The sequence below is a fragment of the Vogesella aquatica genome, from assembly GCF_028548455.1.
Classification (GTDB): domain Bacteria; phylum Pseudomonadota; class Gammaproteobacteria; order Burkholderiales; family Chromobacteriaceae; genus Vogesella; species Vogesella aquatica.
Window position 1 is genome coordinate 64,609 of record NZ_JAQQLF010000016.1, and the last position, 13,202, is coordinate 77,810.

Annotated in this window: 11 protein-coding genes; 7 read left to right on the forward strand and 4 right to left on the reverse strand. The window is 61.9% G+C overall.

What is annotated here, in order from left to right; all coding sequences use genetic code 11:
* Window positions 1–271 precede the first annotated feature (271 nt).
* The 4 genes from topA to PQU95_RS13285 form a co-directional block, all read right to left on the reverse strand.
* Window positions 272–2,566 (reverse strand): type I DNA topoisomerase, encoded by a 2,295-nt coding sequence (gene topA, locus PQU95_RS13270; protein ID WP_272752450.1) that lies wholly within the window; start codon window positions 2,564–2,566, stop codon window positions 272–274.
* A gap of 134 nt (window positions 2,567–2,700) precedes the next feature.
* Window positions 2,701–3,159 (reverse strand): Smg family protein, encoded by a 459-nt coding sequence (locus tag PQU95_RS13275; RefSeq protein ID WP_017507299.1) that lies wholly within the window; start codon window positions 3,157–3,159, stop codon window positions 2,701–2,703.
* Between the two features lie 30 nt (window positions 3,160–3,189).
* Window positions 3,190–4,281: a DNA-processing protein DprA gene (dprA, locus tag PQU95_RS13280; protein ID WP_272752451.1), complete on the reverse strand. Its 1,092-nt coding sequence runs from the start codon at window positions 4,279–4,281 to the stop codon at window positions 3,190–3,192.
* Window positions 4,278–5,291, reverse strand: coding sequence for a LysM peptidoglycan-binding domain-containing protein (locus tag PQU95_RS13285; protein WP_272752452.1), 1,014 nt, complete (start codon window positions 5,289–5,291; stop codon window positions 4,278–4,280). Before PQU95_RS13285 ends, dprA begins: the two co-directional genes overlap by 4 nt.
* 107 nt (window positions 5,292–5,398) lie before the next feature.
* Between PQU95_RS13285 and def the strand changes: the two genes are divergently transcribed.
* The 7 genes from def to PQU95_RS13320 all read left to right on the forward strand — a co-directional run bounded on the left by def (window position 5,399) and on the right by PQU95_RS13320 (window position 13,180).
* Window positions 5,399–5,902: a peptide deformylase gene (gene def, locus PQU95_RS13290; RefSeq protein ID WP_272752453.1), complete on the forward strand. Its 504-nt coding sequence runs from the start codon at window positions 5,399–5,401 to the stop codon at window positions 5,900–5,902.
* Window positions 5,903–6,064: 162 nt separating this feature from the next.
* A complete protein-coding gene (fmt, locus tag PQU95_RS13295) occupies window positions 6,065–6,985 on the forward strand; it encodes a methionyl-tRNA formyltransferase (protein WP_272752454.1) in 921 nt (306 codons plus the stop codon).
* A 54-nt stretch (window positions 6,986–7,039) separates the two neighbouring features.
* Window positions 7,040–7,900 (forward strand): zinc metalloprotease HtpX, encoded by an 861-nt coding sequence (gene htpX / locus PQU95_RS13300; RefSeq protein ID WP_272752455.1) that lies wholly within the window; start codon window positions 7,040–7,042, stop codon window positions 7,898–7,900.
* Between the two features lie 85 nt (window positions 7,901–7,985).
* Complete coding sequence (gene rsmB, locus PQU95_RS13305) at window positions 7,986–9,236, forward strand: 16S rRNA (cytosine(967)-C(5))-methyltransferase RsmB (protein WP_272752456.1); 1,251 nt, start codon at window positions 7,986–7,988, stop codon at window positions 9,234–9,236.
* Window positions 9,196–9,801: a DUF4390 domain-containing protein gene (locus tag PQU95_RS13310; RefSeq protein ID WP_272752457.1), complete on the forward strand. Its 606-nt coding sequence runs from the start codon at window positions 9,196–9,198 to the stop codon at window positions 9,799–9,801. Before rsmB ends, PQU95_RS13310 begins: the two co-directional genes overlap by 41 nt.
* The gene (locus PQU95_RS13315) at window positions 9,801–11,912 is read left to right on the forward strand and encodes a sensor histidine kinase (protein ID WP_272752458.1); all 2,112 of its coding nucleotides are present in this window, start codon (window positions 9,801–9,803) and stop codon (window positions 11,910–11,912) included. The genes PQU95_RS13310 and PQU95_RS13315 overlap by 1 nt, the downstream gene beginning before the upstream one ends.
* On the forward strand, window positions 11,912–13,180 hold the full coding sequence (locus PQU95_RS13320) for a sigma-54-dependent transcriptional regulator (protein WP_017507290.1): 1,269 nt from the start codon (window positions 11,912–11,914) through the stop codon (window positions 13,178–13,180). Before PQU95_RS13315 ends, PQU95_RS13320 begins: the two co-directional genes overlap by 1 nt.
* Window positions 13,181–13,202: the final 22 nt, after the last annotated feature.

The window sequence follows — 13,202 nt, forward strand, 5'->3', positions numbered from 1 at the left end:
TCCGCGGCGCACCCCGCCAGAGGTGCCGGTTTGCCATGTCATGCTGCGCAGGAGCGCGCGGCATGGCCCTATGGGGCTGTCCGTCTGGCAAACAAGAGGCAGTTTGCGTGGCCATGCTGGCCATAGGCGGGCGGCTGCGTTAGAAGCTTAGTGGCTTTCCGGCATGATTTCTGCGTGAAATTGCTTGCCAGGCCATGTGTTTGGCGTGAATTGTGATTGGCGTACGCATGAAAAAAGCCAGCCTTTCGGCTGGCTTTCGCATGGCAAAGCATCAGGCTTCGGCCTTGCCTTCCGGCGGGGCGATCTGCTCGGCGTGACCGCATTCTTTCTGCGGGCACACTTTCTCGGTGCCGCGACGCTTGGTGGTTTTCAGCGTCAGGATAGGCCAGTTGCATTTCGGGCAAGGCTCGGCAATCGGCGGGTTCCAGGTGGCGTACTTGCACTTGGGGTAGGTGTTGCAGCTGTAGAACAGCTTGCCATAGCGGCTCTTGCGTTCGATCAGGCTGCCGGCTTTGCATTCCGGGCACTGCACGCCGGTATCGCGTGGTTTTTCCAGCGGCTCGATGTGCTTGCACTTGGGGTAGTTGGCGCAGCCGATAAACTTGCCGAAACGCCCCTTCTTGATATGCAGCTCGCCACCGCATTCCGGGCAGGTACGGTCTTCGATGACGGTTGGCGCCTCGGCTTCTGCTGCGGCCTGCTCGGCGGTTTCACCCACGTTGCGGGTGTAGTCGCAGTCGGGGTAGCCGGTGCAGGCGATGAAACGCCCGCGTTTGCCGAACTTGATCGACAGCGGCTTGCTGCATTTCGGGCAGGCCTCGTCCAGGCTTTCGGTGGTGACTTCTGCGCGCGAAATGCCTTCTTTTTCGGTGATCTGCTTGGAAAAGCCTTTCCAGAAGCTATCCATCACCGGTACCCACTGGCGGCTGCCGCTGGCAATTTCATCCAGCTGGTTTTCCAGCTTGGCGGTGAAGTTATAGTCCACGTACTGGGCAAAGTGCTCGGTCAGGAACTTGTTGACGATGTCGCCAGTATCGGTGGGGAAGAAGCGCTTTTTGTCGATGATGACGTATTCGCGGTCTTTCAGCGTGGAGATGATGCTGGCGTAAGTAGAAGGGCGGCCGATGCCGAACTCTTCCAGCGCTTTCACCAGGCTGGCTTCCGAGAAGCGCGGCGGCGGCTGGGTAAAGTGCTGGTCGCCATACAGCTTGTCTACCGGCAGGGTTTCGCCTTCAATCAGCAGCGGCAGTTTGGCGTTTTCTTCGTCTTCGGCATCGTCTACGTCTTCTTCGTACACGGACAGGAAGCCGGCAAATACCTGCACCTGGCCGCTGGCACGGAAGACGCCGTCGCCTACGGCAATATCGATACTGGTGGTGTCAAAGCGTGCAGGCGCCATCTGGCAGGCCAGCGTGCGCTTCCACACCATGTCGTACAGCTTGAACTGGTCGGTGGTCAGGAACGGCTTTACCGATTCCGGCGTGCGCAGGATGGACGTCGGGCGGATCGCCTCGTGCGCTTCCTGGGCATTCTTGGACTTATTCTTGTAGCTGACGGCGTTCTTGGGCAGGTGCTCGGCGTCGAAGCGCTCGGCAATATAGCCGCGGATTTCTTCTACCGCCTCATTGGCCAGCGCTACCGAGTCGGTACGCATATAGGTAATCAGGCCCACGGTACCCTGGCCGATATCGATACCTTCGTACAGCTGCTGCGCGGTACGCATGGTGCGGTCGGTGGTCATGCCCAGCTTGCGCACGGCCTCCTGCTGCAGGGTAGACGTGGTAAACGGCGCGGCGGGGCTGCGCGATTTCTTTTTCTTTTCGATGCTGGTGACGTTGGCCGCATGGCCAGCCAGCAAGCCCAGAATGCGGCTTTGCTCCGCTTCGTTGGGCACGTCGAACTGTTCCAGCTTTTTACCGGCAAACTGCGTGAGTTTGGCGCTGAATTTGGTACGGCTCTTGTGGCTGTCCAGGTGGACTGTCCAGTATTCCTGCTCCACAAAGGCCTTGATCTCGTTTTCGCGTTCGCAGATCAGGCGCAGCGCCGGGCTTTGCACACGGCCTGCCGACAGGCCACGGCGGATTTTCTTCCACAGCAGCGGCGACAGGTTGAAGCCTACCAGGTAGTCCAGCGCGCGGCGTGCTTGCTGGGCGTCTACCAGGTCTTGCGCAATGGCGCGCGGATTGGCGATGGCTTCCAGCACCGCATTTTTGGTGATTTCGTGGAACACCACGCGCTGGGCGGTTTTATCCTTCAACAGTTTTTTCTTGTTGAGGATTTCTACCAGGTGCCAGGAAATGGCTTCGCCTTCGCGGTCCGGATCCGTTGCCAGGTAGACGTGGTCTACCTTGTTCACGGCTTCGACGATGGCGTCCACGTGTTTGCTGTTGCGCGCAATCAGCTGGTACTTCATCGCGAAGTCTTTTTCCGGGTCCACGGCACCGTTTTTCGGCACCAGGTCGCGCACGTGGCCATAGGAAGCCAGGACTTCAAAGTCCGGGCCCAGATATTTTTTCAGCGTTTTCGCCTTGGAGGGCGATTCGACGATCAGGAGACTGGAGGGCATGTCTGCTTTGTTTTCAGTAGCACGCCATGCGGCGCGACATATTGTGTATTCATCAAACAAAACAAGAGCGCAAGGTTTTGCGCTCTTGTCGAATCCGGACACTGCGGCCAACCTTGATGGCGCGCAGTGCGTGCTTATTGCATGGTGGGTTCGCCGTGCAGGGCGGATAGCAGGTCTTCACCTACCAGCACCGGCAGTTCTGCGCGTTGTGCCCACAGTACCATCAGCGCGGCCAGCTTGGCTGTTGGCAGGGTAATTTCGTCGTCCGGCATCACCAGCAGGCGGTCGATCAGCATCTCGCGCTGGGCCGGTGACAGGGCGCCGTTGTGTTCCAGGAAAACAATCAGGCCGCGTACATCGCTGGGCAGGCGCGAGATTTCGTAGTCATGGAAAACACGCATGCCACTGCCGTCATTGGCACCCAGATAGGCACCTTCATTCAGCTCGTTCAGGCCGTCAAGCCAGTCCAGTGCGTCGCTGATTTCTTCATTTTCGAAACCTGCTGCGGCGAGCTGGCGCCCCAGATCATCACGGGCGGGGCAATGATCGGGGTCATTGAATTCTTCTAGCAAAAAGGCGAGAACGTCAAACATCTATAGGAATCAGTCACTTGTGTGGGTTGGCTAGTGGGCGTCGGCTCGGCGCTGGTAGCGCCCGCCTTGCATGCTGTCGACATGGCCCAGTAGTTCGAGCTCGAGAAGCATCGCGTAAACATCCCCCGCCGTCAACCCGAGCCGGCTGGCCAGGGTGTCGGCATCGACCGGGTCGTAACCCATGGCGTGCAGAATATCGGGGCCTTGGGCGATGCCTGGTTCTGTCTGGGTCTCGGTATCGGGCCGTAGTGCGGACGGCTTGCCGATTTCGTCCAGTACGTCGTCTACCGTCTCTACCAGCCGTGCGCCATCCTTGATCAGACGGTGGCAGCCGCGTGCTTGCGGGTTCAGGATGGAGCCCGGTATCGCCATCACCTCGCGCCCGGCTTCCAGCGACAGGCGGGCGGTAATCAGCGAGCCGCTCTGCAGTGTGGCTTCTACCACCAGGCAGCCACGGCACAGGCCGGCAATAATGCGGTTGCGCCGTGGAAAGTGTTGCGCCAGCGGGCCCATCCCCAGCGCGAACTCGGACAAAATCAGGCCTTGCTCGGCGATCTGGTGTGCCAGCTTGCGGTTGCTGGCCGGGTAAACGCGGTCTATGCCGGTGCCGATGATGGCGATGGTGCCACCGCCGGCCGCCAGGGCGCCTTCGTGGGCGGCGGCGTCGATGCCGCCGGCCAGGCCGCTGACGATGGTATAGCCCTGTGCGGCCAACCTTTTGGCAAAGGTGCGCGCGTTGTCTTCGCCCTGCGGGGTGGCATTACGGCTGCCGACGATAGCCAGCATGGGGGTGGCGAGCAGTGCTCGTTGGCCGCGGGCAAACAGCAGCGGCGGGGCGGCGCCGGCTTCGGCCAGCTGGCAGGGGTAGTCGGCGTCGTTCAGTGTGAGCAGGCTACAGCCAGGCTGCTGCGCCCAGGCCAGGGCGTCGGCAGCGCTCTGGCGCGCGATGTCGCCGCCCAGTGCGTCCAGTGCATCGCCTTCCAGCAGGCCTGCCAGCTGGCTGCGACTGGCAGCCAGTACGGCAGTGGCGCTGCCAAAACGCTGCAATAGCTGCAAAAAGCGTTGCGGGCCGACGCCGGGAGATAGCGCCAGCGTGGCCCAGTCTTGCAGGCTGTAGCTCATTCCGGCTGAGCGATGCGGTCGCCCACGATGACCGGCTGGCTGGCATCCATCACCAGTGCGTAGGAGGCCTTGTTGAAGACACGGTAGACGATCAGGCGGCCAACTTGCTGCGTGGGCAGTACCGCTTGCTGCTTGGGCGCGATCTCTACCGTGCGCGGAGCGCGGTAGATGCCGAATACGTGGCCGATTTCCACCCCGTCGCGCAGGCCGCGGTTGATCATTACATTGTAGTTCTGGCCGATTTCATTCACACCGTTGTAGGCGCTCACCACGCGGCCTTCCAGCGTGGCCGGGGCCTGGTGCGGGGCGTACTGCATCACGGTGAACTGGCTGGTTTTCATCAGTCGGTCACCCACCAGGATTTCTTCTGCCACCTTGCCTACTTTCAGCGTGCTGATGGTGTCCAGCTTGCTGACCGTGAGCTCGCCACCGTAGGTTACTTCGTGGCCCAGCACTTCCTTGGTGTCCGGGTCGCTAATGGTGCGGCCCAGGCGGTAGGCCTGCCACGTGCCGCCAGCGTCCAGCCCCTGGCCGTATGCCACATCGGTGGTGGACAGGATCACCCGGTTGTCCTGGCCGGCAATGATGCGCGGCGCACTGTCGTAGCCGGACAGGTCGTCCAGCAGCAGCGGGCGCTTCAGGAAGGGCTCGATCATTTTGGCCGGAATGGTGCTGATTGCGGCGTCCAGCTGCTGGGGGCGGATCTGTGGCGACAGCTTGACCACGCGGCTACCTTCGCGGCGCAGAACCGGTTCGCCGTCTATCATGTCCAATACCAGCGTCTCGCCAGGATAGATCAGATGCGGGTTCTTGATCTCCTCGCGGTTCAGGCGCCATAGCTGCGGCCACCGCCACGGAGATTTCAGGTACCGGGCCGAAATGTCCCACAGGGTATCGCCTTTTTTGACCACATAGCGTTGCGGTGCGTCCTCTCGTAGCGCCAGGGTATCGGCACAAGCCGGCGCGGACAGGCCAAGGGCGAGGAGTAGCGATATAATAGGTTTAAACATCAGAAAGTGACCCCATTTGACCGGCACTTGCGAAAAAGGCTAACCGGATGCTGGCAACATTATCGTTCCCGCTGCCGTCATCCTACAACTGGAAATCTGCTTGAATCATGGCACTGCTTAACATCCTGCACTATCCCGACCCGCGCCTGCACAAGGTAGCCGCCCCGGTCACTACCTTCGACGCGGCGCTGCAAAAGCAGGTCGATGACATGTTTGAAACCATGCACGAGGCCAAAGGTATCGGTTTGGCCGCCACGCAGGTGAATTATCACTACCGCCTGCTGGTGATCGACGTATCGGAAGACAAGGCCGAACCGTTGGTGGTGATCAATCCCGAATTCCTGAAAAAAGACGGTGAAACCGTGTACGAAGAAGGCTGCCTGTCGGTGCCTGGCGTGTACGACAAGGTCACCCGTGCCGAACGTGTCACGCTGCGGGCGCAAAACGCCAAGGGCGAGTTTTTCGAGCTGGAAGCCGACGGACTGCTGGCGATCTGCCTGCAGCACGAGGTAGACCATCTGGATGGTAAGGTATTCGTGGAATACCTGTCCGAGATGAAGCAAAACCGCATCAAGACCCGCATGAAAAAACGCGAAAAGCAGAATATGTAAGTGCGATCCGCCTGCCAGCCCCGCTGGCAGGCAGTGTGCCATTTTGCACCACAAACCCTGCGGGCAGTGCTAGCAGGGTTTGTCCTTGATAGACGGGGCACGCCGGCGTGCCCCTTAGTTATTGCAGCCACGGCCCAGGCCATGCTGTCAGGAAGGCTTCCGATGAAACTGATTTTTGCCGGCACCCCGGTATTCGCTGCCCAGGCGCTGCAAGCGCTGATCGACGCCGGCCATGATATTCCGCTGGTGCTGACCCAGCCGGACCGCCCGGCCGGCCGTGGCATGAAGCTCAAACCCAGCCCGGTGAAAGAGCTGGCGCTGCAACACGGCCTGCGCGTGGAGCAGCCGCTGACACTGAAAACACCGGAAGCGCAGGCGCTGGTGGCCGACGTGGGTGCCGAGGTGATGGTGGTGGCCGCCTACGGCCTGCTGCTGCCCAAGGCGGTGCTGGACATGCCGGCGCGCGGTTGCCTCAACATCCACGCCTCGCTGCTGCCACGCTGGCGCGGTGCGGCGCCTATCCAGCGCGCCATCCTGGCGGACGACGCCGAGACCGGCATCACCATCATGCAGATGGACGTGGGGCTGGATACCGGCGACATGCTGTCGGTGCACCCGCTACCCATCACGGCTGACGATACGGCGGCCAGCCTGCACGACAAGTTGGCCGCACTGGGCGCCGAAGCTATTGTGGCCACGCTGGCGGCACTCGATGCCAGCCCGGCAGTCAAACAGCCGGAAGACGGCGTGACCTACGCCGCCAAGCTCAGCAAGGAAGAAGCACGCGTCGACTGGCAGCTGCCGGCGGCCGACATCGCGCGCGCCATCCGCGCCTATAACCCGGCACCGGGGGCGCACACGCTGCTGGCGGGCGAGGCGCTGAAGCTGTGGCATGCGCACGCTATCGACGGCCAGGCGGCGGCAGGGCAAGTGGTCCGTGCAGATGCCGACGGCGTGGTGGTGGGCAGTGGCGGCGGGCTTGTTGTATTGACGCAACTGCAGGCCGCCGGTGGCAAAAGGTTGGCCGCACGCGACTTCATCGCCGGCCGCCCGGCGCTGGCCGGTACCGTACTGGGGGCTTGAGCAGACGCTCAGCCGTCCCCATAGTCTGTAACAGACCCGAGAAAGGAGTACGCCATGGGTGGTTTCAACTGGTTCAAGACCACGATGCTGATGGCCGCCATCATGGCGCTGTTCGTGGTGATGGGCGGCATGATGGGCGGCAAGACCGGCATGCTGATCGCGCTATTGCTGGGCGGCGCCATGAACGTGTACGCCTACTGGAACTCCGACCAGATGGTGTTGCGTATGTACAACGCTCAGGAGGTGGATGCGCAATCCGCCCCCGAGCTGTACGGCATGGTGGCCGAGCTGGCACAGCGCGCCAATATGCCCATGCCGCGCGTGTACGTGATCCACGAAGAGCAGCCCAACGCCTTTGCCACCGGCCGCAACCCCGAGCACGCTGCCGTGGCTGCCACCACTGGCATCATGCGCATGCTGGACTACCGCGAGCTGCGCGGCGTGATGGCGCACGAGCTGGCCCACGTGAAGCACCGCGACACGCTGATTTCTACCGTCAGCGCCACCATGGCGGGGGCCATTTCCGCCCTGGCCAACTTTGCCATGTTCTTTGGCGGCCGCGACGAAGACGGCCGCCCGGTGAACCCGATTGCCGCTATCGCCGTAGCCATCCTGGCGCCGCTGGCTGCCAGCCTGATCCAGATGGCGATTTCGCGTGCGCGCGAGTTTGAAGCCGACCGTGGCGGCGCCGAAATCAGTGGCGACCCGCTAGCCTTGGCCGCCGCGCTGCAGAAGATCGAGTACTACGCGCAGTACCGCACCATGCCGGCTGCTGAGGCGCACCCGGAAACGGCACAAATGATGATCATCAACCCGCTGTCCGGCGGCGGTGGCATCAGCAGCCTGTTCCGTACCCACCCGCACACCGAAGAACGTATCGCCCGCCTGCAGGAGATCGCCCGCGGCGGCGCGTGAAACGGTATCATTCGGCCTTAAATTTGATTTGCGGCCACCGCCCTAGCCGGGTGGTGGCCGGTTTTATTGGAAAGACCCAAACAGCATGCATCGTATTCAGGAACTGGCCGCGGGTTTGATCGCGCGTGTCGAAGAAGGCCGTACCCTCACCGAAGCACTGGCGGCCGCCCAGCGCAGCACCGAGCTCAGCGCTGGCGAGCGCGGTGCGCTACAGGATATCGGCTACGGCACCCTGCGCCACCTGGGGCAGCTGCGTTTTATCTTGCGCGAGCTGGTACCCAAGCGCCTGCCGTCCGACGACATCGAACGCTTGCTGCTGGTGGCGCTGTACCAGCTGGCACACACCCGCGCTGCGCCGTATGCCGTGGTCGATCAGGCGGTACGTTGCGCCGAAGACATCGCCATGGGGCGCCTGAAAGGCCTGGTCAACGGCACGCTGCGCAACTTCCTGCGCAATAAAGACAACCTGCTGGCCGACGCCGGCCGCGACAACGAAGCGCGCTACAACCACCCGCGCTGGTGGGTACAGCGCCTGCGCGCGGCCTACCCGACGCAGTGGGCTTCGGTGCTGGAAATGTCCAACCGCCGCCCGCCGATGACCTTGCGTGTGAACGCCGGCAAGCTCAGCGCGGAAGACTACGTGGCACAGTTGGCCGCAAAAGACATCAAGGCCCGCATCATCAAGGGCCAGGCCGTGCAGCTGGACGCGCCGTGCAATGTGCGCGACCTGCCAGGCTTTGCCGAAGGCGTGGTGTCGGTACAGGACTTCGGCGCGCAAAAAGCGGCGCTGCTGCTGGACGTGGCTGACGGCATGCGTGTGCTGGATGCCTGCGCGGCACCGGGCGGCAAGACCGGCCATCTGCTGGAGCTGGCCCAGGTCAAGCTGCTGGCGCTGGATGTGGACGCCGAACGCCTGCAGCGCGTAGAAGACAATCTGCAGCGTCTGGGGCTGTCTGCCACGCTGAAAGCGGCCGATGCGGCCAAGCCGGAAACCTGGTGGGACGGCCAGCCGTTTGACCGCATTCTGGCGGACGTACCCTGCTCGGCCAGCGGCGTGGTGCGCCGCCATCCGGATATCAAGTGGCTGCGCCGCCCGGACGATTTTGCCGCGCTGGGCAAGCAGCAGGCTGCCATGGTGGATGCGCTGTGGCCAACGTTGGCCGCAGGCGGCAAGCTGCTGTACGCCACGTGTTCCATCATGCCCGAGGAAAACCGCCAGCAAGTGGACGCTTTCCTCAAGCGCCATGGCGATGCGAAACTGTTGAAAGACGAACAATTGCTGCCTACCTCGGAACATGACGGCTTCTACTACGCCCTGCTGGTTAAAAAGGTTTAGCCTCGCGCTAGGCTTTTTGCTGTGCCTGCTGTCTGCGCTACCTGCGCAGGCGGCAGAGGACATCGTGGCGCGCCGTCTGTCTGCCCGTATCGAAGAGGGCGCGCTGGAGATCTCCACCCGCTACCAGACCACCCTGCCGGCACCGTTGCAAGACGCGTTGCAGCAGGGTGTCCCCCTTACCTTCCAGCTGACCTTCGAGCTGACCCGGCCACGCTCATCCGCCTGGTGGCAGCAACTCAAGACCCTGTTTGAACCCACTGCCACACTGAGCTTCAAGCTGGTGTACTACCGGCTGACCAACCGCTATCGCGTGGCCATTGGCGGCCTGGCGACCAATTACGGCTCCCTGAATGAAGCCCTGTCTGCTGTGGGCAGTATCGCGGGGTGGCGAGTGATGGATGTGTCTGGCTGGGATAGCGACAGCCAGCACAGTTTGCGCGGCAGGGTGCGCCTGGAGCTGGATATCAGCCAGCTACCGCGGCCGTTCCAGCTGAACGCGCTGGGCTCGCGCGACTGGACGCTGGAGTCCGACTGGATAACGGTGGCCCCCGAGGTGAATAACTGATGCGTTACCCGGTGATTGCGGCGGCACTGGGTGTCGTCATGCTCTACCTGCTGGCCATTTCTACTGGTAACACGTCCAAGCTGGCCGAGTACTACTGGTGGGTGTTCGGCCTGAACGTGCTGGGCTTGGCCGGTCTGGTGGGGGTGGTGGTGCGCCAGCTGCTGCGCCTGCGCCGCCGCGTGAAAAGCCGTGAATTCGGCGCCAAGCTCACGCAGAAAATGGTGGTGATGTTTGCCGTGGTGGCGCTGCTGCCGGGCATGCTGGTGTTTACCGTATCGGCGCAGTTCCTCACGCGCAGTATCGAAAGCTGGTTCAACGTACAAGTGGAAAGCGCACTGGACCGCGGCCTGGAGCTGGGCAAGAACGCGCTGGGCTACGTGCTGACCGACGTATCGCGTAAAGCCCGCGTGATTGCCCTGGACGTAGCCGACCAGAGCGAACGCGAGCTCAATAGCCGGCTTTCCCGCCTGCGGGAGCAACTGGGGGTGGAGGAGGTGGCGGTCTACACCCGCCAGGGCCAGCTGGTGAGCTTTGCCGGCCCGGACGATACCCGCTACCTGCCGCGCGCGCCCGACTACGAACTGCTGCGCTCGCTGCAAGGCCGCAAGACGCACGAGAGCATCGACAATGACGCACGCAGCGGCCTGCTGCTGAAAGTGCTGATGCCTTACCGCAGCTATATCACCGGCGAGCAGTTGATCCTGCAGGTGATACAGCCGGCACCGGCCGATATCGCCCGCGACGCCGAGCTGATCGAAGACGCGCGCACCGATTACCGCCAGCTGGTGCTGGCGCGGGACGGTCTCAAGACGTTTTACATGCTGACGCTGGCGCTGGTGTTCCTGCTGGCGCTTACCGCTGCCCTGGCTTTTGCGCTGTTCATTTCCGAGCGGCTGTCGGCACCGCTATCCGAGTTGGCCGCAGGCACGCGTGCGGTCGCCCAGGGCGACTATTCCAAGCGCCACCCGGTGTACCGCAAAGACGAGCTGGGCATTCTCACCACCATGTTCAACCGTATGACGCAGCAGCTGGACGAGGCCAGGCATACCGCCGATGAAAGCCGCCGCCAGCTGGAATCCAGCAAACTGTATCTGGAAAGCATTCTGGCCAACCTGTCGGCCGGTGTGATGGCATTTGACAGCAGCTGGAACCTGCGTGCGGCCAATACCAGTGCCGGGCGCATCCTGGGGGTGGACTTTGCCGAGCTGGCCGCGCACGAAATACAGGTATGGCCGGCGCTGCGTCCGGAGCTGTCGCCATTGGTGGATACCATCCTGCGCGAAGCTGCCAATGCCAGCCCGCACGACTGGCAACAGCAAGTGGATTACCTGGGGCCGCAGGGTAGCCGCCAGCTGGTGGCGCGGGGGGCGGTATTGCCAGAGCAGTCCGCTACCGGCTATGTTGTGGTGTTTGACGATATTACCGAGCTGGCGCGCGCCCAACGCGATGCCGCCTGGGGCGAGGTGGCCAAGCGGCTGGCGCATGAAATCCGCAACCCGCTGACGCCGATACAGCTGTCAGCCGAGCGTCTGGCGATGAAGCTGGCCGACAAGCTCGAAGGCAGCGACGCCGACATGCTGCGGCGTGCCACCGATACCATCGTCAAACAGGTAACGGCCTTGAAAGGCATGGTAGACGCATTCCGGGATTACGCACGCGCCCCCAGGACAAAACTGGTGCCGCTGGACCTGAATGAGCTGGTACGAGAGGTATTGATCCTCTACGAAAGCAACCCTGCCCTGAGAGTGGATTTGAGTCCGGAACCCTTGGCGTTTATGGGTGATGCGGCACTTTTGCGCCAGGTTTTGCATAACCTGCTGCAGAATGCGCAAGATGCAGTCCTTGACGCTAGCATCCCGATGATTCAAATTAGCAGCCGACTAGAAGGAAGGAACGCGCTCGTCTGTGTACAGGACAACGGCGCCGGGTTCAGTGCAGACATTCTGCCACGTGCCTTTGAGCCTTACGTAACCAGTAAGGCGAAAGGGACCGGCCTGGGCCTTGCTGTGGTGAAAAAAATAGTGGAGGAACACCACGGCCAGATTTATCTGGCCAATGCAGACAGTGGCGGTGCGCGGATCCATCTCACCCTGCCATTGCTGGAGGCTTAATGCGAAGCAGCGATATTCTGATTGTTGATGACGAGATCGGTATCCGGGAGTTGCTCTCGGAAATCCTGCAGGACGAAGGTTTTACCGTCGCCCTGGCAGAAAATGCCGAAGTTGCCCGCCAATTGCGGAACCAGACCCGACCGGCCCTAGTGCTGCTGGATATCTGGATGCCCGATTGTGATGGCGTTACCTTGCTAAAGGAGTGGGCCAAATCCGGGCAGCTCAATATGCCGGTGGTGATGATGTCTGGCCATGCCAGCATCGACACGGCCGTTGAAGCGACCCGTATCGGTGCGTTCGATTTCCTCGAAAAGCCGATTGCATTACAGAAACTGCTGACCACGGTGCAGCGCGCGCTGAAATACGGCGATATGCAGGCGAATACCTCGCTGAACCTGGACAAGCTGGGCAAGAGCGCGCCTATACACGAACTGAAGCGCCAGCTGGAGCGCGTTTCCAAGGTGAAATCGCCGGTATTGCTGACCGGTGAGGCAGGCGTAGGTTTCGAGCTGGTGGCCAGGTTTTTCCACCACGGCAATACCCCGTGGGTAACGCCAGCCAAGCTGGAACAGCTGGCCGATGCGCCGCTGGAACTGCTGCAAAAAGCCAATAACGGCGTGTTGTTCCTGCCCGAGATCGGCCAGTACAACCGTCGTACGCAGCAAGGTTTGCTGTTCTTGCTGTCCAAGCTGGACCGCTTCAACGTACGCCTGGTGTGTTCCTGCAGCCGGCCATTGCAAGAGCTGCTGGTAGACCCGGAATGCGATAACCGCATGCTGACCGCGCTGTCCAGCGTGATTGTGCCGATTCCGCCGCTGCGCGAGCACGCGGAAGACATCACCTTCATTGCCGAGCAGATCCTGCACGAGCTGATCGAGTCCAAGCAGATGCCCACGCGCCGCCTGACCACGGCGGCACTGAATGCCATGCGCCAGTATGAGTGGCCGGGCAACCTGGAGCAGCTGCGCAGCATCATCAAGAGCCTGGGCCTGACCGCCGAGTCGGATGATATCGATGCGGCCGAAGTCAACAAGGTGCTGGCGCAGTTCCGCCACGAGAAACCGGTGGAAGAAACCGGCTTCGACTTCAGCCTGCCGCTACGCGAGTTGCGCGAACAGCTGGAGCGCCGTTACTTCGAGTACCACATCGTGCTGGAAAACGGCAATATGAGCCGCGTAGCGCAGAAAGTGGGCCTGGAACGCACCCACTTGTACCGCAAGCTCAAGCAGCTGGGCGTGAAATTCAGCCGCAAGGTGGCGGAAGAGTAAGCCTGCTTTTTTACTGCTCCTG